Consider the following 26,411-nt stretch of genomic DNA (forward strand, 5'->3'; position numbering starts at 1 on the left):
GGAAATAAATATATTTTATTTTTCTTTCTCTGCTTCTCGCTTAGCCTTTAGCCACTTTGGAGCGCCTTTGTTTTTACCTTCACGCTTGCGTTCAACCTTCTTTATGGGTGCTGGCGCTGGCTTAGCTTTAGGCTGCGGCGGCTGAGTGGTCTTAGCTGCATCTGCAGGTTTCACAGTATCGGAAGCAGCACTTACGGATACTGGCTTGGATATGCTGCTATCGTTTGATTGTTTAGCTGGACGAGGGCGTTTATTTCCTTCGAAAATTTCTTTCCCCACTGCTCCATCCGTCCGTTCGTTTGCCTTCGCATCTTGCCGTAATGCAAATGGGCGAGTCGCTTCACGAAGCTGTTCCGCTGTTAGCAGCTTGCCTCTGAACATCGTACGTTCGCTAAGCTCAATGCCCAGCTGCTTCCGGAATTTTTCCATAATGAACAGCTCCTGCGGCATTACAATCGATACGACCGTACCAGGGCGGCCCATCCGTCCCGTTCTTCCCGCTCGATGAACATAGTGATCTGAATCTGCAGCGGGATCAAGCTGAATAACGAGCTGTAGACCTTCAATATCGAGACCGCGGGCTGCAACATCAGTAGCTAGCAGCAATTGACAGCGTCCGTCGCGGAACCTAGCAAGTGTAGCCGCTCGGCGCTGCTTATCGGCATCTCCATACAAGGCTTCAACGGTAAAGCCTTCATAGCTGAGCTTGGATTCCCAGTTCGCTATGTTATCCGTATCATTCAGAAACAGCAGTGCTGATTTGGGATTCAACAAACGAACGAGTCGCCTAGCTGTATCAGTTTTATCCCTTTTGTCGCTAACAATAAAATAGTTTTCTATCGTTTCCGATACGCGGTGCTCCGGCGTAATCTGAATACGCTCCGGATTCTTCATCCAGCGTCCTTCAAATCTTGCCATTTGATCCGGATAGGTAGCGGAGAAAAAAGCCATTTGCCGATCACGGCCCACACTATGCAGTATAATCTCAACTTCCTTAGTTGAGCCGAGCTGAAACACTTGATCCGCTTCATCAATAACGACGTTATTTACATCATTAAGCCTTAGCTTTCTAATCTTCAGCAGCTCATGAATTCGGCCCGGCGTTCCAATAACCAACTGCGGGCGAAGCTTAAGCTTCTCGACCTGACGCTTTAATGCCGCTCCGCCAATCAATTGTTGAACTCGCAGGTTAAGCGGTTCTGCGTACAACTCAGCAACTCGCACGATTTGCATCGCAAGCTCCTGAGTTGGAGCCAAAATAACAGCTTGTATCGCGTTTGAATAAGGGTTTAGCTTCTGAAGCATGGGCAGCAAATAAGCTAGCGTCTTGCCTGTTCCCGTTTGTGATCTCGCGGATACGTCACTGCCTCCAAGCAAAATCGGAATAGTTTCCGCCTGCACATCTGTCGGCTCCACGATTCCGTTTGCTTCGAGCTTATTAGACAGCTGCTCATTAATGCCAATCTCATTCCATGTATGCTTACTCATTCTTAATTCCTTTCTCATTCTAATCCTTATTTTTGATTAAATAAGCCGCCGAGCAGCCGATCTGCTGTTCGCGGCAGCAATTGATAAAGCTTGATTCCTATTGATGCTGCTCTTGGCAGATCGAGCTCATCCTTCTTCCGCTCCATTACTCGAATAATCGATTTTACGACATATTGTGGCTTCATCATAAACCAATTGACATTTTTCACGTAAGTGCCTGAAGGATCAGCTAGTGAGAAGAAAGGCGTATCAATGGGCCCTGGATTAATAGCAGACACGTGAATGCCTTTCTCTCGCAGCTCCATTCGCAGAGCATTCGTGAATCCGAGGACAGCGTGCTTAGTAGCCGAATAAGAGGTTGATTTCGAAGAGCCGATTTTCCCTGCCATGGATGCTATATTGACAATATGACCGCTTCCTTGCTTCAGCATATGAGGAATAACTGCCTTCGAGCAGCGCACAACTCCCATATAGTTTGTATCCATCATTTGTTCAAAGCTTTCCACAGTCATATCCGTAAAATACTGAAATTTGCCATAACCTGCATTATTCAATAAAATATCTATTTTTCCATGCTTTGCAATGACGGCATCTATCGTTTGCTGGACCTGCTTCATATTCGTAACATCCATTTGATAAATGGAGAAATCTCCTCGTATTGAAGCCGAGACTTCCTTCAGTTTATCTAAATTACGCCCTGTAAGTATAGGTACCGCACCCTTTTCGGCTAGGCTTACAGCCACTAAAGCGCCGATTCCGCTTGAAGCGCCAGAAATGAATACCACTTTTCCTTTTAACATCCAGCATCACCCATCTACAAGTTTACTTCATTGCTAATGAAGACGCAAAAAAAGCTCCATAAAGGAGCCATTTCTGTGCTAAGATGCGATTAAAACTTGAATATCCAGTTCTCCAATGCCTTCCATAATGAGTGGAATCGTCAACGCTTTCTTGGCAGTAAAGCCTGCTGACTGAGCTGATTGAATGACCTTAGGCGGTGTAATATCAACCCTTACGCCTTGATTGTAAAGCATCGTACTGGCATTCCCACTAATCATGTTACCAAGCTCAGAAATAGCACTCTTGACGATTTCATCAATTTCAGAAATAACGTAGCCGCCCATCATCGCAGAAACCATTTTCATAGCTACTTCTTCACTGAGCCCGAATACAATATCCCCGGTCATCTGCCCATTGAGCCCAATTTGAATCCAGATATAGTTCTCAACGAATTTAATATCCTTCAGACCAAGCTCACCGGTTAGCGGACGAATTTGTACAACTTGCTCAATCACGATCTTTGCGGATTCAAGAAACGGATTAATGTATTCTGCCTTCATAATGAAGATACGCTCCTTTTCGACAAAATTCGCAATTTGTCTTTTGTAATTTCCATTATACCTAAACTACTAGGACAAGTATACTATAAATAAAAATATTGGAACTTAAGAACTAGTTTCTTGAATCTTATGACGAATGAATATACATGTAATCGGAGGTCGATTTTCCTTATCGCAAGGGCTTATTGTTTCATTCCGCTGAGCTGGACATTCTGAACAAATGAAAGCTCCTTCTATATAGAAGGAGCTTCATCCGCACTACAAGGTGATTGGACTTTTTAAACCGCTTTAATCGCAAGGCTTCTTCGATATTGGAGCCGGATTAGCCGCAGCCGCTCATATAGCACATCGACTGGTTTGTCCAACTGCGATGATTCCACTGTGCCGTATACCTGCTGCAATACCGGCTTCAAATACTTGTCTCCCACTAAGGACATTGTATCCCAGACAAGCTGCTTCTCGTCTTCCGGCACCTCTACCAGTTCCCTAGCAATAAGGGATTCGAAATCATATCCCTCCTGCTCAAGCTGCTCAATCCGATCCATAAGCTCGCGCCTTGAAAGCTCCAACTCGGACTGCAGCTGCTCCAGAGAGCCGCCTTGCTGCACCGTGTTCAAAATATGCTTTTTAGCTTGCTGGCGATCCATTTGGTTTTTATATTTAGTTTCCTTTTGCTTGAACAGCCACTGCGTGTAAGCAGCGGAATCAAGCTTCTCCGTTACCCATTGCAGCGGGAAATCTGTCGCTCTCGGCGCAGCTTCCGTAATAGCCAGCATCTCCGTTCCATAAGATGCATGCTTCGTATTTCCCCAACCGGGTATTTGGGTCAGCTCATCGGATGTTTTCGGTACAAAAGTACTGATCATCCACAGCATCCGGTTCGTGGCGATTAGATAAGCAGACCGCTTCTCCGAAATGGCTTTGGCACGACGCCATTCGCGCAGCGATTGAAACAACTCCTGGTCAGAATGCAGCTCTCCGTAGCATTGAAGCATTGATACAAAACTGCCAGCTGCTGTACGCCGCTCCTCCAGCATGCCATCAATAATGGGCGCATAGCCCTCCCCCATCTTTCTTGCGGCTCCATGCCGGAATGCAGTCATCATCTCCTCCCAAGACGTCCCTTCGAACCACGTTTGCGGATTGCTGTCTTCCCCTTCCATCCAAAGCACTGCCCATTGGCCTTGGCGCTCACAAATAGATAACTGCGCACTTTCGACTTGGTGATCTTGGCCCGCCCTCTCAAACGTGTTTAAAAATACGATTTGCATACTCTCTCAATCCTCCAATAGGTAGAAGTAGTCACGAATGAATTGAACGGCCAAGGAGCAGTCCGATAAAGGTCTAGATGCCGAAAAACAAAAAAAAGCACCTCTTCTGCCCTAGGGCAGAAGAGGTGCTTCCTCAACGTTCAATGATTCGATTGCCTTCATGCTATCATAATGATTTCTTTATTACAAGCATTTTATTGTTGTATAATGAATGTATCTAATGAAGCGGAGGCTATCCAACATGTTGTTGCCTGATTTTGATTTTATGTCTGATACAACCGAACAAACGGTAACCAGATTCGTTACTTTTATTACGCCTGGCATGAAGCGATTTGACCTCGCTGTTACTTCTACAAATCGTTTCTATGGAAAGAAACTCATTACCGATCTTCAGTCTGGAAAAACGGCGGTTATTGGTCCCGACGACTTGGAGGAAGAAGGCTATCTAGAGCATACATTCAAGCTCACCGAAGAGGAAGCAGCTGAGCTTGTACAGTTTTTATACTTTGTGGTAGGAGCGGTGCATTTTACCGATTAATATGGGTACACTGAGTGGGTAGCCTATTACCCATTCAGGAGGAGCTTGCACATGGATCGATTTATTGAAGAAGATCGTCAGCCTTATACCGACGTTTCGACGGTGGAATCACAGCGCAATGACCTTATTCCGGAGGAATTTCCGGAAGGCCCTTATGGCTCCGATCTGCTGATGGAATCTCTGGGCAAGAGTACGCCTTGGCGTATCGATCAACGATCGTCCAATCGGTTCGACTACGAGAACAGATCACTTCATGCCGGACTGAAACGAGACTATCCCGGTGAAGACGAATACGGAAACGTTCCCGAAGTACAGGATGAACCGTGAACAAAGCGGCTGACCTTATACCATTCGGAAAAGCTTGTAATCAGCTGCTTAATTAAAAAATCAACATAAAAGATTAAAGGGGTTGCTCCTTAAGTAGATAAGACTACTTGAGGAACAACCCTTTTCCAGCTTCCAGTCACAGCTCATGGACTGTCATCTCGCTTCTCACCATAAAGCGTGCATTTATACCCGCTTGCCCAATCCCCTTGGAAATATAGAAAGGACCATGCTTTCCTTGATGAAGTCCTTTATACATGCCTTTAGCTGTAATCGGGCCTTTGGGTTTAAACTTAAAAAAGTACGGTACATTCAACTGCTTGCCATGCAAATGGCCCGCCATTAAATACTGGTAGGGTCGCTCTATTCGAAGCAAAACGTTAGGATCATGTGTAATAATGACAATAGGCGCTCGATTATTAACATTTCTCAATGCGCGCGCAATCTTGCTATGTTTGGTACAATCATCGTCTATCCCGACCAGTTGGAATTCTGGCAAGGAAACAGACTCATTACGAAGGACATGAATGCCGTAAGCTTTAAATATATCGAGCAGCCTGCTTAGACGCGGCAGTTCATAATCATGGTTGCCTAGAACCGCATATATAGGAATTCCGCTATCCGCTATCATTTTTAAATAATAGGCTGTACGGGGGAGATAACGTTCTTTGTATGTATAATCGCCAGTCAAGAAAATATAATCCGGTTTATTCGCATCAATAACCTTCCGAATTCGCTTCGCGCTTATTCTCAGCATATCTGTGTGAAGATCGCTGATTTGTAATACCCGCTTATGAATGCCGATGGGGTTGTTAATGCGTTCTATTTTTAACCACTGTGTTGGAAAAATAAATAATGCATACAAAAGAATGATCGATCCTGTGATGAGAAGAATGACTTCCATATATGTGCTCCTTTACATGCATGACGTGATGCCTTGTATCGTATAAGTATAGTAAAGAAGAGATTACAATGCTAGTTTGAGTTGATTTCCGAGTAAACTGCTGAATAAACCGCTTTTATCCTCCGAAAGCTTAGTAAAGCTGCCTGCTTGCACAATCGAGCCTTTATCCAGCACAATAACCTGATCGGAATTTCGAATGGTTGTCAATCGATGAGCTATAATAATAACCGTCATTCTGCCCTTCAGCCTTTCAATTGCTTGTTGAATTTTCGTTTCATTTACGGTATCTAAAGCGCTGGTCGCTTCATCCAGTATTAGAATCGTGGGCTTGCGCAAAATAGCCCTTGCCAATACAAGCCTTTGACGCTCTCCGCCAGATAATCGCACTCCTCGATCACCGATTACAGTATCAAGGCCCTGCGGCAGTTTTTGTACAAATTCAGCCGCGGAGGAGAACTCCATCGCTTCCCACATTCCATCCTCACTAGCATTCGGATCAATCATTAGTAAATTATCTCTTATACTCCCATGGAAAAGAAAGGGATCCTGTGGCACATAGCTGATTGATTTTCTTAAGAACAATATATCCTGATCAGTTAGAACCTTATCATCAATGAGTACTTTTCCGAGCTCCGGCTTCATTAGTCCCATCATCAAGTCAACCAATGTACTTTTTCCTGCTCCGGATTGTCCAACAATCGCTGTCATCCCATTAGCTGGAATTTGTAAATTGATGTCTTCGAGCGTGTAGTGGGGTTGCTCTTGGTCATATCGAAAATAAACATGCCGACACTCCAAAGATTTTTCTAACTTTAATTCTTCTGCGGACTCCATTTCATAAAGCATTACATTCGTCACTTCTTGCGCGCTTAAGCATTCTTCGTGTAGTTCCATTAACGATTTAAAGGCAGGCATAGAAGAGGAAATAAGCTCTAAATTGGATTGAATGCCTGTGACACGTGGCCATAATCGAGCGAAAATGGCAATAATGAGCAGCAAATATCCTCCCTCTTGTTGAAACAACGTGACAGAGAAAAAAATAAATACAGCAATCATAAATGATGACGTCAACTTATATATGAGTTGAGAATTACCTCTTACTCTACTATTATTATATCGCTCTTTCGCTTGTTTCCGAGTCCAATCTTGCATCCATCGATAACGCGATGCCTCTAATGAATTGCTTTTGATATCTTTCATACCATTGAAATGATCGGTAATACCTGCCATATATCCTTGGTAAAGACTTATAGCTTCGCTCCCAAGATATTGGGATTGTTTGATAAAGCGACGAGAGAGAAAAATAACTATCATCCCAAATCCAAGTATAAAAAGTGTCATCTTTGCTGAGATTACAAAAGCTATGCCAATTTGAATAATTGTGAAGGCAATTGAAGCAATAAATTGAAGCACTAGGTACGCTCCATTTGTAACGCGACCTAAATTTTCCGTTAGAGATGTTATTAAATCCGATTTTCTCCTCTTTACAAAGAAGCTCCAATGAGCCTGTAAAAAGCTACTATAAATTTCTAACCGTACACTATTAATAAAGCCCGTCAAAAGCTGCGTTTCACGAATGCCAAGTTTTCGACTAATCAGACTTTGAGCGATAACCAAAATTAAAAAGAGGGAAAGAACGATCATTAAGGCTGGTATCTTCGACATATGCTGTAGAAACTCAACATAACCTGCGCCAGAAATTGGGGCGATTTGAATATCAAGAATTCCGATAACAGTCAGCAATGGGACCAATAATAGAATTCCAATACCATCTAACAAACCGATGACCATCATACCGAACAAATTGAAATAAAGCGCTCTTCCCCCATAATTTTGAAGCTTTTTCGTGAAATAAATGATGTGATTCATAGACTCATCACTTTCCATTCTTATTCATTGAACATGCTTGGCAAACATGCCTGTTATGGTAAACCCATTCATCTCTTCAGCGCCAGTGATATACAAAGCACCGCTCCGTAGCCAGGCATGGGCAATTAATTTTCCAGAAGCGTCCTTTGCAGTACCTAAATATAATGTGCTGTCAATTTTGCGCTTTTCAAGCATTCTCATTGCTGCAATAGCTCTAACCAAGCATTTAGTCTCCCAAAACGTATTTCTATTCATCACATCAATTGCAATATAAATTCTCGACAAAATCTCGTGATCTTTCTGAATATGCGTAGAATCAGTTTCCTTCATGAATATGCCTAGTGTTGGGGCTATCTTATTAAAAGGAAAATAGAGGACCTGAAATCTTATCCATCCTAAATATAAAAGTGCTTCTATAAATAGTAATACAGTTTTGTAATCTAATGAGAGTAGCGCTTTGCATTTCCTTATAAATACCATAGCTAGATCCAGTCCTTATACATGAATATGAATTAAGTTTTCTTCCGATAGATGCTGAAGGAATGGAAGTAATTGCTCTTCACAGATTAAGCGTTCAACATCGTAATGTTCGGTTAACTTATCAATAAGATCTGTGATAACAATAGGACTCTGAAGGAAATCCCAAATTTGACTACCCATATTACCAAGATTATAATATTTCCCGTTTTTCACGCTTAAAATAACTTTTTCATTCCCCATATCGCTAACGATATTATCATCGTCTCGAAAAACACTTGCTCCTAACAGATGTGAAAAATCTTGTATTTCAGTTTGATAGCTTTTCAACTTTTCTATCATTATTTATCCCTCCGTTTCAATCTTTTTTAATATCAGGTCGACCAATTGTGGAGCGGAAAACTCTTTTGTTGAGCGCTTCATTCTATAAATGGGTAATCTCTCTCCCAGCTTTGTAGAAAAGCCAAAGTGCCAATCTAAAAGCATCATTCTTGGTATCAGAAATTGTTTATAAGTATTCTGAAAAAGCAGCGGCAGACTCTCCAGCTTACCCACCCTTTGTATGCTTATCTCATCATTTTCAGACTTTTCCAATTCAAATATGCCAGCTAGCTTTATTGGATCATTACAATACCTATCCTCAATTGATACACAATACTTCGATTCGCGACCAAATATGGATCTCAAATCTTTGTTGTTGATACCAAAAGCATCCAAGCTTTGCTGCCAGAGTTTTTGCTGTGGGTAGGACGGAGTAACGATCGGCAACTCCTCAGACGGAGTGAAGGTTAGAGCTACAATATCATCGGTAACCAACTGATAACCACGATTCGTGAATGCAGAAGCAAGCGTAGACTTACCGGCCCCAGATTCACCAACAATAGCATAAGCATTCCCATTAATCACGACTGCACTTCCGTGCAGCGGATATATTGACCTTTGCATAAGAACAACACCCATACAGGTACCAAGAATATACAATCGTATAAGATCTTCATCTGCGTTTGAATACGGCGAAACAACGATTTTGTTACCACAACTAACTCGGAAAACTCCAGCATTAGGTATCTGGAATGTCACTGATTCGGAATTCACCTCAAGATCAATAGCTTCGACATTTAACCTTTGCATGAATTTTGAATCGATTACTACTTCGACATCAACATCAAATTGTTCTATATCACCTTTGATAACAACAAGCTCAGGTAATTGAATCTCACTTGATATCTTTAAACCAAAAGCAATATAACCAACTCTAGTCATTGCACTCAGCACTTTATCCACTCCAGTAATTAATTATCTAATGATGAAAGCCCATATACAACATCTGTATAGGGGCTTTCAATTAAAGATTTAAACTTTTAAACTAACTCCAAGTAAGTAGATCTCTATCAGTTCCACTAGGGAATGTTTGATCCGTATGTTTACCATTTTTCGGATCTAATTCTGTCATATTTACTTGAAGCACTTCCAACTCGGGTTTTATCCATTGCTTTAAAGACATATATATCACCCCCTTTCAAAAATTACGTTTTATAAACCGGTAAACGATTAAGCTCCACATTAATTCTTGCAATTCTGCTTCCCACGCCAGCTCAGGCTTCACATTGTTTTTGAACCGGGAAAGGGCTGATTTTATCATGCTTCCATCAATAAATTCTAATATGGCTGAATCCCTGCTCATCTCTTCCGCTTCCATAATAAAGGAATGCCAGTCAGGTTGCATACGATGTATCCAATCAGCGCCTTGTACACCGCGAATGTGCTGATTTAACCTTACTTCATCAGGGAGCATGCCTACGGTTGCCCGCCGAATTAGTGCACGGTTATAACCGTTATAAACATATTGGTCTTCTGGCACAGATAAACAAAAACGAATAACTCTAATATCATTAGTAGGATCTCGGCTCCATACGGCAGTAGGCAATGAAAATTTCGACATCGCTGTGTTGGTCGAAATCCATGTGAATGGATCTTCGAAATGCTGTTTTCTCAAATTAAAAATATTCGTTTCGGTAAACCAGCCCGACTCATCCATTCCATGTTCCCTAAGTTGATCAAATACCTTAGTCTTTCTGGCAAACTCCTTATTAATAATCGGTTTAAAAGGATCTTGGACTTCGGTACTTCTATCCAACATAGGTATTGCTTCTTTTGACATAAGGGACAGCAAACGAGCACGTCCTGTCCTCATATTCTTGCTGTACGCCTTCAGTTCATTCTGCAAACGAATCCATTTTAGTTTCTTAAAGAGCAGCACATAATTAGTTAAAGCCTCTCCCCAGGATATTGTCAGATTTCCGCGGGCCCCCGTTAGCAGGACGCCAACATCCTGCTCTGCTGCTTTTTCAAATATTCCTCTTATCCAAAAGGAGTTTGAAAAATATTTATAAGGCATTTCGAGCGCGTCCAGACAGGGATCAATCTCTGAATAAGAGTTTCTATCTGCAAAATCAAGATAATTCGGATTTATTCCACCGACGTATTGTACTGTTGAATTTATGTATGGTGTTTCATTTGCAATCATATGACGTGGCGTATAATCGATAAATTCATTAGAAGGTGTATAACTGAACGTGTGAATTTGCTTATCCAAGGGACGAAGTGTCTTCGCCGCAAAGCCTACAACCGCCCCCGAATCCAATCCTCCACTTAGCTGCGAACCTACCTGCCGATGAGTTCTCAACCTTGCATCTACTGCCTCTTGAAAAACAGCTTGGAATGCCTCTACATATTGTTCATCTGATTTGAAATGTATCTTCTTCCCAACAGAAAGAGTAAAATACCTCATTACCTTTAATCTACCGTCCTCAATGGTAATGCAATGCGAGGGTGGCAGTTGCCAAATATCCTTAAACACGTTTTGTGTAATGTCAACTGCATCAACGACAGTGCTGATAGCCAAAAACTGGGCTAACCATTGTTCATTTAGCTGCTTTTCAACATTAGGGAGATTGAACAATGCTTTCATTGTCGTACACATAGCGAGTCTCTCGCCATTCCAGTGATAATACAAAGTTCGACTGCCTGAGAAATCCCTAGCTGCAAACACCCTTTGCTCTCGTTCATCCCAAATGATGAAGACAAAATCACCGATTAGATATTTTGGTGATTCTACACCCCACTTCGAATAGGAAAGTAAAATCAGCTGCGCATCTGTCATTTGATCTCTGAAATCATTCCTAACATCAAGCAATTGGAATAACTCCTTACGATTATCAATTATTGCATCAGCAATAATAACTAATCGTCTATCTGAATCATAATAAGGATTACGTTCACCAATCGATTCTGGCGTTATCCACTGGTTATGGCAGCCAAGGAATACATTATCCTTCTGCCAGGATTGGGACGTATCACAAGGATAATGGGATAAAGCTTCCATCATGCTGTTGCCCTGTTCCCGTGTCTGATTATCCGTATTCATGTGATAAACTCCTGCGATGGCGCTCATATATTCCTCCTGCTGTATATGAAGTCGTTCTATATTTAGAACAATAACGACATTAACTATTTCGATAAACAGTTCTTTATTAAGAACATAGTTGTATAATACATTTGAAAATAACCTTTGTCAATCTATTTTTAGCGATAAATTACAAATTATATTAATTATTGTTCTTTATTAAAAACAGTCTTACCTATTGATTAGGTTGGAATTTTTTATAGCTAACACGCTTTCGCAATTTGATATTATTCGTTATAATAGAAAGGAGTAAGCAACGATGTGGTAACGGAGGAGTTTTGTTATGATCGGAGAACGCATTCAAAGTCTGCGCAAAAGAAAAGGCCTATCCCTTACTGAGCTTTCTCAGAGGGCAGGCGTAGCGAAATCTTATTTAAGTTCAATAGAACGAGGTCTTCAACAAAATCCATCGATCCAGTTTCTCGAAAAGATTGGAAATGTCTTAAACGTTACGGTTGAAGATTTTATAAATAGTGATGAGGATTCGGCTCAAAAGCCCGATCAACTTGATAACGAATGGACCAATTTAGTCCGAGAGGCCATGTCCTCGGGCGTAAGCAAGGATCAATTCAAAGAGTTCTTGGAATTTAATAAATGGAAAATTAAGCGCGAATAGCGCTTTTTTTATACAGCCGTTTCTTCTTCCATTTCACCCTTTGCACTTTCTTGAATGCATAGCAGCACTTTGCGAATATCCTCTTTGCTGAAGCCCTTCGCCCTGGCATTCATAATTAGTGCAACCCATTCGCTATCCAATTCATGATTGTCCTCTAACTTTGTAAGCATCATAATTTCATTTCCCCCATTCAATTCGGGGCGGTTGCACCACTGACTCCATACGTTTAAGGTGCCCAGATACTAAACGTATTTCTTCGTCTCCCATGCTTGTCATTCACTTCCTTTATGTATTATAGAACAACCCGATTGCGCATGCTGTCGCTTCATGTCTCTTGAAAATAAGAAATATTTGGGATTTTTGTCGAAAATCATGAGTGTTTCTATCTGTTTAGTTAACTACTTGATTTGATAATTTGTGGAATCAAACTCCAAATTCATCTTTAGCATTAGCTGTTGCACTATTTAAATTAATCCTTCTGTTTTTCAATGTAGCTAATTTTTGATTATACAACTGAATGATAGGATTATTAATCAAATTAATAATATAGGATGAAATTAAACATAAAATAATTAACCAAACAAAAATCAGAAGTGGGTATCTAGGATAGAACACAAGACTAGGAAAGAAATTCATATAGAAAAACATATGTGTCAACCAGATATTAGTGGAATGAGCACTCAAATATTTTAATAACATTTGAATTTGAACACTTTTATTAAGTAGACTGAAAAAGCATATAAATAAAATAGCTGTTATAGGCGCAATAATCATTGATTGATAAAACGAGTGCAGCAACACTAAACATAATATACCAAATATACAAATTATATTTTTAAACCTTAACTTATTCACTAAATTATAAATTTTTGAATAGATACGTTCTTTAGCAAATAATGAACCTACTATAAATGGCAAGAGCGATGTACCAACTAATACAATGGCATGCATAAAACTATTTAATAATGGAAAATCACTTAAGTCTACAATATTTTTTATACGCTCTACATAACTTAATAAATAGATTAACCCTGTACATATAATCAAAAATATAGAATGATATTTGCTAACTATTTTCATTAACGAAGGTGAGAGAAGAACAAGAATAACATAAGTCTGCAAAAACCACCAAGCACCATTATAGGAACTGCTTAATATAAAGAAGTTCTTTATAAATTTAACTGTGCTTCCAGGATATAGCGCACCTTTTCCGGCAATATAACCAATCAAAACAAACAGAATGAGTACGATCCAAAAGTTAATTAGCAGCCTAAATATTCTATTAAAATTATTTTTAATACTCAACTTGCCGGAATTATAAATCAGGAATAAACCATATCCACTTGCGAAGCAATAGATAGGGACACATGCATCACCGAACAAGGCTAAATAATATACAAATGGTACACCATCTATTGTCGGAAAGGTTTCATATAATCCATTAACCTCTTTCGTGCAAAACAAATGAAGAATTACCATAAATAGAATTGCAATCCCTTTTAATACGTTCATATCACTTTTGGAAAACTCCACGTTTCTTCCCCCTTGCCTTAAGTCAGCTCATATTTATTAATTGGTTAATAAATGATGAATCTTCTCTCCTTCATATCCGTTCGGATTCAACCTTTGCCAGCGCCATGTATCCTGGCACATTTCTTCTATGCTGCGAGTGGCGAACCAGCCCAGTTCCATGTTTGCCTTTGCCGTATCTGCATAACATAAGCCTATATCGCCAGGTCTTCTTTCGACTATTCTGTAGGGAACTGATTGTCCAGTTACGCTCTCAAACGCCGTAATCATCTCTAGTACGCTGTATCCACGCCCCGTTCCAAGGTTGTAGATGTGGACACCAGATATGTCTAGCTGCTTCTCTAACGCCCGCAAATGTCCTTTGGCTAGATCCACGACATGTATATAATCTCTTACTCCTGTGCCATCGATTGTAGGATAATCATTGCCAAATACATTTACCTGCGCCAGCTTTCCAACTGCTACTTGCGATATATATGGCATTAAGTTATTCGGTATACCATTCGGATTTTCTCCGATTTGTCCGCTCTGATGTGCCCCTACTGGATTGAAATAACGTAATATGGAAATGCCCCATCGCTCATTCGACTCAGCTAGGTCCTGTAAGATTTGCTCGAGCATAAGCTTCGTTCGTCCATAAGGATTTGTCGCTCCTAACGAGGAGTCTTCCACAATGGGAACCTGCTCCGGCAAGCCGTAGACTGTTGCGGATGAGCTGAATACAAGCTTATGTACGTTATGCTCCTTCATAACCTCACAAAGAACCAATGTGCTCATTATATTAGTATGATAATAGGATAGTGGCATTCGAACAGACTCTCCAACAGCTTTGAGACCTGCTAAGTGGATGACTGCATCAATGGAGTGCTTTGTGAATACCTTATCTAGACCTTCCCGATCCAAGAGATCCATCTCGTAAAACGCAAAGGATTTTTTTGTAATTCCAGTGACACGGTTTATCGATACTTCGCTGCTGTTCGATAAATTATCGACAACGACAACCTCATAGCCCGCTTCCAGGAGCTCAACACATGTATGACTTCCTATATAACCAGCCCCGCCTGTTATTAATATAGCCATTTTAAAAAACCTCCTTATTGTTCATTATAAAATTAGTATTTGTTCTCAATAAAAAACTATGTATCAAATATATTCCTTGCAGTTCTTTAAAAAGAAGAGAACCACAAGGATCAATTTGCGATGTTTTATTTATATTTTGCCTAAATCCGTATTATCAACAAGACTCAAGTAAGGGCTAGATCCTGCAATAGAAACCCCTTTAAACACATTTTTCACTACTGTTGCTGATTGATTCATATTGAGCCAAATAAAATTCAATTTCGTGTTTTCAAGATAAGAAAGGGAGACGACAGCTTTTTTCGTATTATTCGCCCTGCCAATTGATGAGTTGATTAGCGTACATCCTGTCAATAGACTGTTTCCATCCATAAAAACACCTAAGTTATGAAAAATCGAGTTTCGCACCGTAACTTGTCTATTGAATTTATCATCGGTAGAGCCAAGCTGAATATCCATAGCTCCCAAGGTGACTGATTTAGCTCTCATAAATTCTCCATTGCTGACATGGCAGCCCTCAAGGCGTGCAGATCCTTCAACTAGCGTTACGCCTCTTAATATATTGGGCCTGCCTGCATAATCTTGAGGCACCAAAAGTGCAAAATCATAATTTTTCACTTTAATGTTCTCCATAACAGCGCCGGTTAAAAAAAGATTAATGCCTTGAAGCAAAGCGTTATCGGGACGCCAATCTCTTTCGATTGTTATATTCGTCATATAGCATCTGCCGTAATTGAAACGGCTTATGTTGAACCCTGGCAGGCCAGCGTCTTTCAGAATGACTGGTGCTCCACCTAAGGTTTCCGATACTTGAAAGCTCGTAGCTGTAATATTAACCGTGTAATATAGCTTATCGATACTTATACCCGTAGGAACCTGGCCCACCCATTGCTCAAAAACAATTTGTGCTCCGTTACCCATACCGTGTGCTGCAGCATACGTGAAGGTGCTTCCAACTACATTAGTGATTGGTGTCCCAAAATAACCATATACGCTGGAACCATTAACCTTTCCCTCTTTCAGCTGGCAATTTTGAATAACCGCGCCTTTCACATCGAGCAGCTTCAGATTCCCTTTATTAAATACGCCGCCGTTTACAAAATTATTGCCTTGTACTGTTAAGTCGCATGAGTTAAACGTATTATCCAAAAATTTAACTGCGCTGAAATTCGAATTGGAACCCACTCCGCCAACATTATAACCTTCAAAGGTATTATTCTGAATAACGACATCTGTACCATCCGCATTAATAAAGTGGCCTCTTGCATTGTTATAAATATAGTTGTCAGAGACTCGTACTCTATAATTAAGCTCTATACCATTCGGTCGATCAGCATTTTTAAATGGAATATTTGTTTCGCTGAACATAGATTCTATGTCTATCCCAAACATTGGAGGTGTGCCATTGCGAAAATTCGTCGTAATTCCATCATCGTCATAGCCTATATCATGAATTCTATTGCGATAGATATGTGTATCATTGGATGAACAAATCGAAATGCCTTGTCTCCTGCAATGATGGATATGACAATCATAAATACGTATAAATTGTCCCATTTGCTCTTGCGTATACAAAGCAGGATCTATTAAATATTGCTGCCACGTAGTAAAAATTCCGTCACCTGTACAATTTAATATTTCCACCCCGCAAATATCTACATGGTTGGAGCCTAATACACCGATACCCCTGCCCATTTCATGCGTGTAGGATGAATGATCTATTTTAGCCTGAATATCGGCTATTTGATTATCCGTCAGCGCCGTGCCAGGCTTTATGGCGAATATCATTTTGTTGTTTTTCGTAATATCTCCTTCTTCATTGAGGAACCAGCCTCTTCCTGCAGTACTGGCTGGAGCAAACAAGCCGTTCGTCCTCGACCCTACCAAAGTATCCTTGGATATGCTGTCTTTATATTGATAAAATTGATATCCCGTTGCATTTACTCCGCTTATACTCCAAAGTCTGAAGCTTGCAAGCAATCCTGGGTTAGCATAGCGGTCAATAACCTCACTCCGTATCCAAGCAGGATCATTATTTAGTGCTCCGTCCGCGTTAACCCCGCCTCTTACAAATTTCACAGTCATATCGTAGGTATGGTTCTTCTTATCGCCGACGAGTTTTCCACCCGACAGCTTCGCTTGACTGATCCCTTTCATTTGAATAATCGAATAGCTAGGGGATGAATTAGCTTCTATTGTAATCACGCAGCCTTGCTCAAGCTCTAAATGAATGCCGCTTAGTAGATCAATTGCAACTAAACTATTCGGGTTCATTCTTACGCTATAGGTGCCCCTAGGCAAAATAACATGAGTGTATCCTTCTGATCTAGCCCAAACAATCGCTGCATTAATACCGTCCGCCGTGTCCATTGCATTCATGCTATTGTTGCTAATCTTAAAACGATCTAGCTCAATTCGATAGGATCCGTTTGGATTCATAGCCTTCACCTCGGTTTTACTTTCAACGTATGTGGTCTGTCAGTGAAAGGTTACTTATTTCCGCCAACCTCTATATTGTGATCGCGTTTCATAGACTTTTGTAAAAGAGGATTGAATCTTGGTATTTTGTTTAATAAGCCTTTAGCAATACCAAGCAAATACTTGAACTCATCCGTCTTGAAAAATACGGCTGTATAACAAATATTAACAACTAACACGCAAATCACGCCTTTAATCAGCAGTCCAATAATAGTCGTGGAGGTAATCAAACTAATGGCGACTTTCGAGAAGAAAAAGGCTGCTAAGCCGATGAACGTATAATAAAGATATTTTTTATAGTAAAAACCAACGGGCTGCTCAAACACCTTTTTGTATACAAGCATAGGTGTATACCAGAATGGAACCAGTAATGCACTTAGAAGGGTTCCAATGAATATACCCGCAATCCCCATATAATGCACAAGTACAAGTGAAATGCCAAGATTTAATGCCGCTTGAAACATGGGAGCAAAACGATCCTCGTGGAAAATGCCCGCTGTCGATTTCACAGCCGTTAAGGAATTGCGCATTCCCCTTTCATAGAAAGCGAGCACTAGAAGAAGCAATACGGCGTTCGCCATTCGAAACTCAGGACCGATCCATACCAATATCAACGGTTCGACTAATAAGTACAGCCCAATGGACAATAAAGAATACAGCCAAAAATTGAGTAGAAATGTAACCTTGAAAATTCGATAAATAGCAGCAGCGCTTTCCTTTGCAACTAAATTGCCTAAGCTGTGATACATATTGGTAAATACTTGATTAAGGAACGTCCGGCACAGCTCAATTAACATTTTATAATTCGAATATAGCCCTACTGCAGATAAGCTGACAAACGAAGAGATGAGGATGCCGTCTACGCCGAAAATAAAGTAATTGCCTACATTTTGAAGCATAATCGCTTTCATATTCTTAATAAAGTTAGCCTTCGTTTCCGGATCCAGCTTAGTTACGAGCTTCTGCTTCAAGAATGGATACATTTTGTCTACAATAGCAGCGAGTGTAATAGAGGTAATAATCGAGATGATGCTTTCGATCGCAAGATACAGGATGAAATTTTCTGTATAATATAAAATGGCGATTTTCATGCAGGTGGATATTATGGCGGATATGGAGAAAACAGCTGTAACAATATAATTTTTTTGGCTTACATTTAGAAATGAATTTTTGTAAACAAATAAATAGGGTGCTGCTGTATTCACAAGAAATAAGAAATATATAAAAGCGATATGCTCTATGCTTGTGTCTTTGATGAATAGATCAAGAAAAGGCATAAGAGCTAATCCAAGTAGCATGATGAAAGCCGCTATAAAGAGATACGCTTTTTTGTATAGCTGCATTAATGCCAGTATTTTCGGCTGATTATTGTCAGCAACCGGCTTATACAAATTATAAACAATACTTGCGCCAATACCCGCCTCTGCCAAAGTTAGCATGGCAAGAATGCTCGTAAATAGTCCGTTAATCCCTAAGTACTCAATTCCTAGACTGTTGATAAATACCGTTCTTGATATCAAGCTTAATGCAGTAATAATAATTTGGTTTCCTATACCAGCTGATATATTCAGCAATGAGCTTTTGACTCTCATCTTATGCTCCTATCTGATAAAACCATGTTTTGAAAAATTACATGAAACTTAATCGATGTATTGAGCTGGAATACCAAATACCTTTCTTTTCGCTTTAACCTTTCTTAATACAACGCTGCCTGCACCGATAAAAGCATATTCCCCAATATGAGCCTTAGGCAAAATGCGACTTCCACTTCCCATAAATACGCCTTTCTCCAAATGAGCAAAGCCAGTAATATCACAATGACCACTTAAAGTACAACCATCCCCTAGAACAGCATCATGACCAATAGTGCTATGTGCGTTTATTGTTACGTAATTACCCAGATTTACATGTGAAGTTAGCATAGAGAATGGGCATAATATTACACCTTCCCCTATAGTGCAATTAGGACCTACAATTGCCATCGGATGAATTATATTAATGAATTTTGCTCCTATAGATTTCAGTTTCTCACAAACTTCTAATTTCACATTTGGATTGTTGATACTACAAATAAAAACATCATCTTCTTTAGGAAGATATTCATTTATTGTGGATACAATTGGGTAGCCGACATTATATCCATTTAATGCTTCGAGATCATCGTCAATGAAACCAAATACTTTCCAATTATTAAACAGTTCAGAAGCTAGCGACCATGCTAACATTTCCCTTCCAAAATTACCAGCACCGATAATAATTAGTTTCTTTATTGACATGTGTATCCTCCATCAACTACCAAATTTGTTCCAGTAATCCAACGTGAGGCGTCCGTCAATAGAAAACATATAGCATTAGCTACATCATCTGGTTTCCCTAGACCTAAAGGATGTTTTTTTCTTATAATATCAATTTGCTCATTGGGTACGGAGTCCATTAATTGTCCCCACATCTCTGTCTCTACAACCCCTGGCACAACACTATTAACTCTTAATCCGAAATTAGCCAATTCCAATGCTGCTGATTTTACAGCAGCATTGATTGCACCTTTGCTAGCGGCGTAAGAGATCACACCTGGCTGTCCTACTACACCCATTACAGATGAAAGAAAGACGAAGGAAGCATTCTCAGCAAAATTTGTTTTTGCGGAAAAACCTTTAAGCAAAGATAAGCCTGCAAAAAGATTCACATCGAATACATCAGATATATTTTTAGTATTTAACATTCTTATAGGAATGGTTGCATGTGCACCTGCTGAATGTACAATTCCATTGAGCGGACTTCCAATTCTATTGACCAAGCTCTTCAACCATTTGGATATACCATCAATATCATTTAAATCAAATGTCTCCATAATATGGTCATGATCGGGAAGCAACCTTAAAGTACTTTCCAATTTTTCTTTGTTCCGACCAACGAGAATTAACCGAGCACCATGATGGGCTAATACTCTAGCTGTTTGCTTTCCAATTCCTGATGAAGCCCCCGTAATTAAAATTAACTTATTTTGTAAATTAAATATATTTTCCATATTCCCTCGATTCATTATATTTAGTTAATTACTTCGACACACTTCAGGCCTTGAACCGTCAATGCAGAAGCTGCCCATGAATATCCAACGCCAAAACCAACTAAACATAAATTAACTGGTTTATTCGAAAGTACTCTGTCCCTTAATAAAGTAGTAATCAACAATGGAATTGAAGCGGAACTTGTATTTCCGTACTCCTCTATATTGCTTAGAATTTTCTTTTTTTCAATATCCATCTTATTTGCTAAATAATCCAGAATAAATTTATTAGCTTGATGAAGAACAAGATAATCAACATCATCTGTTTCCCAACCATGTGTTTCTAATATATTTGCAACTAATTGAGGTACACGATCTAATGTGAAATTAAAAATTTCAGAACCATTCATATATAAGTCTTCCTCGGAACGAATATTCCCATCAGTTGCCTGTTTACGAATATTTGCATCACCTGTCCGAATATTTCTAAAACCTCTTGCTGGAGTTATTAAATTTTTCTCGCCAGTGCCGTCAGTACCCGCTACAACTGAAATACCGCTAACATTTCTCTCAAATTCCAATGCTGTAGCGGAGCCTGCATCACCAAATAAGAAATTCACAGATCTGTCCTCTGGAGAAATGATCTTACTAATCGTGTCTCCTACAAGCAACAGAACTCTTTTCAAATTCCCCGTTTGAATAAGCTGAGCAGCTACCATCATTCCGTACACATATCCGGAGCAGCCTAAATTAATATCGAAAGCTATGCATTCTTCCGATAATCCTAATTTTGCTTGAATGACACAGGCTGTTGCAGGCAACACATAATCGGGGGTCTGACTAACAAATATGACTCCATCAATATTTGATTTATCCCATTCTAAACTAGTCAGTAGTCTCTCAGCTGCTAATATACATAGATCAGAAGTAGTTTGATCTTCTGACACGCGATAAAAGCTTTTAACTCCCGTCATCCTGGATATTTTATTAATTTCTTTAGTAGAGAAAGAATCGTTCAAATCGTTAATATTAATTTTATTCTTAGGCAAGGCACAGACTATACCCCTTATAGATATGTTCTCCAAAACTAATCTCGCCATTTCACTACTCCTCCAATTTATCCGTAACTAGTGAAATAATGTCGTTAACAGTTATACATTTATTTAAAACATCTGCGCTAACTCGAACATTAAGGCCGTCTATTAAAGCTAATGTAGAAACAATCCCCATAGAATCCCACTCTTCAATTTCTTCGAGAATCATCTCACCATTAATAGTTCCAGGTTCTACCATTAATACGTTTTCCTCAAATTCAGAAATAAATTGTTGTTTGTTCATAATTGTCACCAATCCTCTTCTTTTAATTAATATTTATTATTATATAAAATGTTACAACCAGCCCAAGAGTACCCCACTCCGAAACCCAATAACATAACCTTCCCATTACTTGAAATTGTGTTATTGTCTGATTCTTGTTTTAATGCAATGGGAATTGTAGAGGATACTGTATTTCCGCAGTCTTGCAAACAATACGAAAATTTCCCAACTTGAATTCGCAGTCTTTTTCTTAAATGTTCAAGCATATATTTGTTTGCCTGATGAAAAACAAACATACTGTAATCATCAATCAATAATCCAGATTTTACTAATAATGATTGGAAAGCATCCGGTACTGCTTCTAATGTGAAATTAAATACTTCAGGACCGTTCATGTATAGATTACTTCTCGACCTAACATTTCCGAATTCATCAATTGATTCAATCAAAGAGTTCTCTGATATCGGTTCTCTCACACCCCCCGCATGTACGATCAGGTTTTCTTTACCTCTCCCATCTGTACCAAAGACAAAAGGCCCGATCATATCGGTATTTGATTCTACGCCAGTAATTAAGGTTGCGGCGGCTGCATCTCCGAATAGTACTTTAACGCTTCGATCTTTTGGATTTATATACTTGCTGTAAGTATCAGCGGTCAAGAGAAGTACGTTGCGGGCTAAACCCGTTTCAATCAGTCCCTTTGCCAACGATAAACCATATACAAATCCTGAACATCCTAAATTAAAATCAAATGCACCACAACTTGTAGAAAGTCCTAATCTATCCTGAAGTAAACATGCAGTCGTTGGTAGTAAGTAGTCTGGGGATTGTGTACAAAATATTAAAAAATCAATCTCTTCTCGTTTGCACACTTGTCTCTCGAACAATTTTTCAGCGGCTTTAAATGCTAGATCTGATGCAGATTCATCCTCGCCAGCAATGTTTCTAGTATAAATACCAATCTTATTTGTCAACTTATCTTCTATAGAGTTATACTCTTTCTTTTGAGGGAAATAGCATTCTATAGCCTTTATGTTGCTTTTCAGCATTTTTTTTCCTCCAATGCATAATTAACCAACTATCGGGAAACCACTATTGTTCAAAACTTTCTTACAAAACCTATTAATTGCTGTAGCGGTTAATCATACGTATACAAAAACCCTGCGTAAAAGGCAAGATATTGAATAACATGGAGTAAACACCTATATCCTTTGTATCCCCTTGCGAGAAATCAACCGCGCCACTTCTTCTCGTTACCTTCATGAGATAACTAACGGCACGTTCTACGCCTTCCGAGCATTCTTCAGCAATCTCTTCTATTCCAGCAGCTTGCAACAAGAACCAGCCCAATGTAGCGGTAGATGATGAATCGGGCCTAGTTTCGGGACGGGTGACTGTCCAGTTCCAATTACCATCCGGTCCTTGAAAGGAAAGAATCGCATCAGCTAACTTTTTCACGAAGCTCTTCAATACCGTCTTTGATTCATGGTCATTAGGCAACTCACGCCAAGCATCTATTAGTCCAATCGCAAACCACCCAAGCCCTCTTCCCCAGCCATACAAACCAAGCGGCAAAGTGTTATTCAACCGATAGGCATGGCTTGGAATATAATGATTCTCCAACATGCCGAAGCGCTCATATTGCTCAAGCTGCTTTACAGCAAGCTCAACGCATTCCGGCTTGTTATACCTTATTCCATAAGCAACTAAAAACGGACAAATAAAGCCGATCGTATCTACGTAGCGATAATCCTTCATAAATTTCCTATATTGCACGGTACCGTCTTCGCCGATATGCGATTGGATCAGCTCCCACACGCTGTCATAAGCAAGCCTGAATCTGTCGCTTGCATCACCTTCAAGCTTCATCACACCATACGCTAGAATAGCGGAATCAACATACTCGGGTTTGATAAGCCACTGTCCATGAGCATCAAACTTGGATTTCAAATATTGCTCTACACCTTTTCTAAGCTTATGATTTTCAGCATTTTCAAGGCATTCTGCCAAACCAAGCAATAAGGAGGCTTCCTGCCAATGCTGAATGACACTTTTAGAATAGTTTCCTTTGAGCATATCGATAGCAACGAGACGTGTATTATCCGTTACTTTTATTTTGGGTGTATGATTAAGCCATTTAACGCCTATTTGCGTTATGGATTGATTCCATTCCTGTTTGTTTTTATATCTTCCAATATGAATTCTGCCTAACCAATCCTTGCTGATAGGCAGGACATCAAGCGATACAATAATAAGGATCGCTGTAATGAATATAACCACTAGAGCTTCAATCATTTTCTTCTCTCCTTCATAATCACTTAGAGCAAGGCGTATAATTTCTCAATCTCCGTTTCAGTTCCAAGAATTTCGCTGGACAGCTGTTTGCTCAGAGCACTTCTTAAACTCACATCTACAATTAATCGTTCTATACCTTCAAATATAGCTTCAGCCGTCATATCAACAATTAGCCCATTATGATTATGAATGATTTGATCCTTTGCCGTACTGAAATTTGTTAAAATAATCGGTTTGTTCAAAATTTTCGCTTCATCAATTGCGATCGATTTCCCTTCGAAACGAGATGGCTGAACATAGATATCGGCTTCCCTCAGATAGGGATAAGGATTCTCCTTTAAACCAAGCAAATGAAAATGAGTTTGAAGCTGGTTCTGCTCAATTTGCTGTTCCAAACAGCTTCGGTTTTCGCCTTCTCCAATGATAAACCAGTTCACGGCATATCCACTCTCAACAAGCCTCTTGCATGCATCAATCGCCATATCAAATCCTTTCTGATCATTCAATCTCCCAATTGATAAAATACGGAATGTATTCTTGACATTAAATAAATCACTTGCCTCCAATGACATCGTATGAATTAAGGAGGGTGATACAATGTTCTCTATTATCTTTACTTTATGTTTAAACTGCGGGAATCTTTGCTCCAATACTTCCCCGCATATATCTGATACGGTGATGAGATGATCCAGTTGTTCAAAATAATGGCTGTCAATTACCGAATCCATTTGCAACTTGTCATAATCATTATGAATAAACCCGAGCTTCTTATCCGCTTTTACTTTCTCTATACCAAAATAAACGGGGTTTTTCTCAAGAAAGCCGATCGCAGCATCGTATTCTTTCTGAAGTACCGGCATAGATTTAGATACATATTTCCAAGCTCTTTGTTCGCGTCTGGCCGGGTTTTTCTCAGTAAAAAAAATGTAACCCGCTCTTAATCTTGAAAAGGCTAATTTAAATCTACCTTTTTTAATGCAATCTATAACAGCTCTATTTATTGACATATCAAAATATCTGTATAAATACGGCATTTCTAGTACATTCACTGCCTTCGGAAGCTTATTAAAAAAAATACCTTCATGTTTGAATAAATATAAGTCAACATTGTATCTAGAATAATCCATCGTCTGTAATAATGATAATAGTGATTTCTCAGCTCCACCGCATTGTAGATTATTCATAACGAATAACAGATTTTTTTTCACGGTCTATCCACCTATCTGAGAAGTTTATATAATTTATTAATCTCTTCTTCTGTTCCCAATTGAAGTTGTGACAGATGCTCCGTCAATCGTTCTCTAGTTTCTTTATCATAAATAAGTGTACTGATTCCATTCGCTATAGCATCAGCATTCATATCAACGATAAGCCCTTCAAACCCGTTTCGAATCTGATCTTTGGCTGTGCTGAAATCGGTAATAACAATAGGTTTATTTAAAATTTTAGCCTCATCGATTGCAATCGCTTTTCCTTCGTACCATGAAGTCTGAGCGTATATATCTGCTTGTTTAATATAGGGATATGGATTAGCTTTCAGTCCAAGCAGCTTTATATACTGCTCTAATCCCTCCGCTGCAATAAGTTCGGTCAACTTCTGCCGCTCTTCCCCTTCACCAATAATATTCCATTGAAATATAATTCCGCGTTCCACTAGAAGCTTGCAGGATTGGATCGCAAGTTCAAAACCTTTTTGAGCATGTAATCGACCTATTGAAACAATAACAAATTCATCTTTTTTACGATCATAAACATCCTGCACTTCTTTATCCGCTAATTGGTTTATTATTGCTGGTGACACTATATTGTGGATAACATAAATTTTTTCACTTTGATTTGGAAATATCCGTTTCAATATATTTCCGCACTCATCAGAGACCGTAACAATATAATCCAGACGTTTAAAATATTGCAAATCAAAATTAGGATTCATGCCTAGTTTGTCATAATCATTATGTACCCAACCTATTTTAATAAAAGCATTAACTTTCTCTGTGCAGAAATAAATGGATGTTTTTTCTAAAAAACCAATAGCAATGTCATATTGCTTATCTATTTTATCAATAGACTTCGCGACGTATTTCCATCCCTTCTGCTCTTTAATGCTAACGCTTCTTGACATTCTGTTCTTGTAACTGAACATAATCCTGCTATAGGCCAGTTCAGTATTTCGTGTTAGTATAAAATATGGTACCGAGTTCCAAACAGGCCTTACAAAGCGATTATAGTTATTCGATAAAGGCAGAACATGTACATTCTGAGGAAGCAAATCCATAAAAATACCTTCATGATTAAACATAAATAAATCAACTTCATAGTTATTGAAATCGATTTGTGTTAGTAAATTAATTAAGCTTCGTTCGGCTCCGCCAGCAGATAGGCTAGGTATGACAAATAGCAATTTTTTTTTCATA

Annotated in this window: 27 protein-coding genes and 1 riboswitch; of the genes, 3 read left to right on the plus strand and 24 right to left on the minus strand. The window is 39.4% G+C overall.

Annotated elements, in window-relative coordinates:
- Positions 1 to 15: 15 nt before the first annotated feature.
- The 4 genes from CEF13_RS21535 to CEF13_RS21550 all read right to left on the minus strand — a co-directional run bounded on the left by CEF13_RS21535 (position 16) and on the right by CEF13_RS21550 (position 4,099).
- Positions 16 to 1,488 (minus strand): DEAD/DEAH box helicase, encoded by a 1,473-nt coding sequence (locus tag CEF13_RS21535; RefSeq protein ID WP_102713858.1) that lies wholly within the window; start codon positions 1,486 to 1,488, stop codon positions 16 to 18.
- Between the two features lie 26 nt (positions 1,489 to 1,514).
- Positions 1,515 to 2,288: an SDR family NAD(P)-dependent oxidoreductase gene (locus CEF13_RS21540; RefSeq protein ID WP_102713860.1), complete on the minus strand. Its 774-nt coding sequence runs from the start codon at positions 2,286 to 2,288 to the stop codon at positions 1,515 to 1,517.
- A gap of 78 nt (positions 2,289 to 2,366) precedes the next feature.
- Positions 2,367 to 2,828: a chemotaxis protein CheX gene (locus CEF13_RS21545; protein WP_102713862.1), complete on the minus strand. Its 462-nt coding sequence runs from the start codon at positions 2,826 to 2,828 to the stop codon at positions 2,367 to 2,369.
- 278 nt (positions 2,829 to 3,106) lie between these two features.
- Positions 3,107 to 4,099: an HRDC domain-containing protein gene (locus tag CEF13_RS21550; RefSeq protein WP_102713864.1), complete on the minus strand. Its 993-nt coding sequence runs from the start codon at positions 4,097 to 4,099 to the stop codon at positions 3,107 to 3,109.
- Positions 4,100 to 4,340: 241 nt separating this feature from the next.
- Between CEF13_RS21550 and CEF13_RS21555 the strand changes: the two genes are divergently transcribed.
- Both CEF13_RS21555 and CEF13_RS21560 read left to right on the plus strand, forming a co-directional pair.
- Positions 4,341 to 4,637, plus strand: coding sequence for a DUF3055 domain-containing protein (locus CEF13_RS21555; RefSeq protein WP_208414391.1), 297 nt, complete (start codon positions 4,341 to 4,343; stop codon positions 4,635 to 4,637).
- Between the two features lie 51 nt (positions 4,638 to 4,688).
- Positions 4,689 to 4,964: a hypothetical protein gene (locus tag CEF13_RS21560; protein WP_102713866.1), complete on the plus strand. Its 276-nt coding sequence runs from the start codon at positions 4,689 to 4,691 to the stop codon at positions 4,962 to 4,964.
- A 136-nt stretch (positions 4,965 to 5,100) separates the two neighbouring features.
- On the opposite strand, the gene CEF13_RS21565 is transcribed toward CEF13_RS21560, so the two are convergent.
- From CEF13_RS21565 to CEF13_RS21590, 7 genes are all read right to left on the minus strand, one after another.
- Complete coding sequence (locus CEF13_RS21565) at positions 5,101 to 5,865, minus strand: metallophosphoesterase (RefSeq protein ID WP_102713868.1); 765 nt, start codon at positions 5,863 to 5,865, stop codon at positions 5,101 to 5,103.
- Positions 5,866 to 5,928: 63 nt separating this feature from the next.
- On the minus strand, positions 5,929 to 7,734 hold the full coding sequence (locus tag CEF13_RS21570; RefSeq protein WP_102713870.1) for an ABC transporter ATP-binding protein: 1,806 nt from the start codon (positions 7,732 to 7,734) through the stop codon (positions 5,929 to 5,931).
- A gap of 24 nt (positions 7,735 to 7,758) precedes the next feature.
- Positions 7,759 to 8,214, minus strand: a complete 456-nt coding sequence (locus CEF13_RS21575) for a lasso peptide biosynthesis B2 protein (protein WP_102713872.1) — start codon at positions 8,212 to 8,214, stop codon at positions 7,759 to 7,761.
- Positions 8,215 to 8,229: 15 nt separating this feature from the next.
- Positions 8,230 to 8,553 carry a lasso peptide biosynthesis PqqD family chaperone gene (locus CEF13_RS21580; RefSeq protein ID WP_102713874.1) on the minus strand — a complete coding sequence of 108 codons (324 nt, stop codon included), beginning with the start codon at positions 8,551 to 8,553 and terminating at the stop codon, positions 8,230 to 8,232.
- Positions 8,554 to 8,556: 3 nt separating this feature from the next.
- A complete protein-coding gene (locus CEF13_RS21585) occupies positions 8,557 to 9,486 on the minus strand; it encodes a phosphoenolpyruvate carboxykinase (ATP) (RefSeq protein ID WP_102713876.1) in 930 nt (309 codons plus the stop codon).
- 91 nt (positions 9,487 to 9,577) lie between these two features.
- The gene (locus CEF13_RS28590) at positions 9,578 to 9,715 is read right to left on the minus strand and encodes a paeninodin family lasso peptide (protein WP_146022746.1); all 138 of its coding nucleotides are present in this window, start codon (positions 9,713 to 9,715) and stop codon (positions 9,578 to 9,580) included.
- 15 nt (positions 9,716 to 9,730) lie between these two features.
- Positions 9,731 to 11,665 carry an asparagine synthase-related protein gene (locus CEF13_RS21590; protein ID WP_102713878.1) on the minus strand — a complete coding sequence of 645 codons (1,935 nt, stop codon included), beginning with the start codon at positions 11,663 to 11,665 and terminating at the stop codon, positions 9,731 to 9,733.
- Positions 11,666 to 11,960: 295 nt separating this feature from the next.
- Here CEF13_RS21590 and CEF13_RS21595 point away from each other — a divergent pair, with 295 nt between their 5' ends.
- Positions 11,961 to 12,293 (plus strand): helix-turn-helix domain-containing protein, encoded by a 333-nt coding sequence (locus CEF13_RS21595; RefSeq protein ID WP_102713880.1) that lies wholly within the window; start codon positions 11,961 to 11,963, stop codon positions 12,291 to 12,293.
- Positions 12,294 to 12,301: 8 nt separating this feature from the next.
- Here CEF13_RS21595 and sinI read toward each other — a convergent pair whose 3' ends face one another.
- The 13 genes from sinI to CEF13_RS21655 form a co-directional block, all read right to left on the minus strand.
- A complete protein-coding gene (gene sinI, locus CEF13_RS28595) occupies positions 12,302 to 12,466 on the minus strand; it encodes a DNA-binding anti-repressor SinI (protein WP_146022747.1) in 165 nt (54 codons plus the stop codon).
- Positions 12,467 to 12,482: 16 nt separating this feature from the next.
- A riboswitch (cyclic di-GMP riboswitch) is annotated at positions 12,483 to 12,566 on the minus strand.
- Between the two features lie 150 nt (positions 12,567 to 12,716).
- Complete coding sequence (locus CEF13_RS21600) at positions 12,717 to 13,826, minus strand: acyltransferase family protein (RefSeq protein WP_102713882.1); 1,110 nt, start codon at positions 13,824 to 13,826, stop codon at positions 12,717 to 12,719.
- A 36-nt stretch (positions 13,827 to 13,862) separates the two neighbouring features.
- Positions 13,863 to 14,903: a UDP-glucose 4-epimerase GalE gene (galE, locus tag CEF13_RS21605; RefSeq protein WP_102713884.1), complete on the minus strand. Its 1,041-nt coding sequence runs from the start codon at positions 14,901 to 14,903 to the stop codon at positions 13,863 to 13,865.
- A 129-nt stretch (positions 14,904 to 15,032) separates the two neighbouring features.
- Entirely contained in the window at positions 15,033 to 17,339 is a 2,307-nt protein-coding gene (locus CEF13_RS21610; protein ID WP_102713886.1) for a right-handed parallel beta-helix repeat-containing protein, read from the minus strand.
- 50 nt (positions 17,340 to 17,389) lie between these two features.
- Positions 17,390 to 18,970: a lipopolysaccharide biosynthesis protein gene (locus CEF13_RS21615; RefSeq protein ID WP_102713888.1), complete on the minus strand. Its 1,581-nt coding sequence runs from the start codon at positions 18,968 to 18,970 to the stop codon at positions 17,390 to 17,392.
- A gap of 48 nt (positions 18,971 to 19,018) precedes the next feature.
- Positions 19,019 to 19,654, minus strand: a complete 636-nt coding sequence (locus CEF13_RS21620; protein WP_102713890.1) for an acetyltransferase — start codon at positions 19,652 to 19,654, stop codon at positions 19,019 to 19,021.
- A complete protein-coding gene (locus CEF13_RS21625) occupies positions 19,645 to 20,406 on the minus strand; it encodes an SDR family NAD(P)-dependent oxidoreductase (RefSeq protein WP_166742745.1) in 762 nt (253 codons plus the stop codon). The genes CEF13_RS21620 and CEF13_RS21625 overlap by 10 nt, the downstream gene beginning before the upstream one ends.
- 20 nt (positions 20,407 to 20,426) lie before the next feature.
- On the minus strand, positions 20,427 to 21,485 hold the full coding sequence (locus CEF13_RS21630; RefSeq protein ID WP_102713894.1) for a 3-oxoacyl-ACP synthase III family protein: 1,059 nt from the start codon (positions 21,483 to 21,485) through the stop codon (positions 20,427 to 20,429).
- A 4-nt stretch (positions 21,486 to 21,489) separates the two neighbouring features.
- A complete protein-coding gene (locus CEF13_RS21635) occupies positions 21,490 to 21,723 on the minus strand; it encodes a hypothetical protein (protein WP_102713896.1) in 234 nt (77 codons plus the stop codon).
- A 26-nt stretch (positions 21,724 to 21,749) separates the two neighbouring features.
- On the minus strand, positions 21,750 to 22,751 hold the full coding sequence (locus CEF13_RS21640; RefSeq protein WP_102713898.1) for a ketoacyl-ACP synthase III: 1,002 nt from the start codon (positions 22,749 to 22,751) through the stop codon (positions 21,750 to 21,752).
- Positions 22,752 to 22,824: 73 nt separating this feature from the next.
- Positions 22,825 to 23,997: a glycoside hydrolase family 88 protein gene (locus tag CEF13_RS21645; RefSeq protein ID WP_102713900.1), complete on the minus strand. Its 1,173-nt coding sequence runs from the start codon at positions 23,995 to 23,997 to the stop codon at positions 22,825 to 22,827.
- Between the two features lie 23 nt (positions 23,998 to 24,020).
- On the minus strand, positions 24,021 to 25,205 hold the full coding sequence (locus CEF13_RS21650; RefSeq protein WP_102713901.1) for a glycosyltransferase: 1,185 nt from the start codon (positions 25,203 to 25,205) through the stop codon (positions 24,021 to 24,023).
- An 11-nt stretch (positions 25,206 to 25,216) separates the two neighbouring features.
- Positions 25,217 to 26,410, minus strand: a complete 1,194-nt coding sequence (locus CEF13_RS21655; protein WP_102716492.1) for a glycosyltransferase — start codon at positions 26,408 to 26,410, stop codon at positions 25,217 to 25,219.
- Position 26,411: the final 1 nt, after the last annotated feature.

It is taken from the genome of Paenibacillus castaneae (assembly GCF_002884445.1).
Taxonomy (GTDB): Bacteria; Bacillota; Bacilli; order Paenibacillales; family Paenibacillaceae; genus Pristimantibacillus; species Pristimantibacillus castaneae.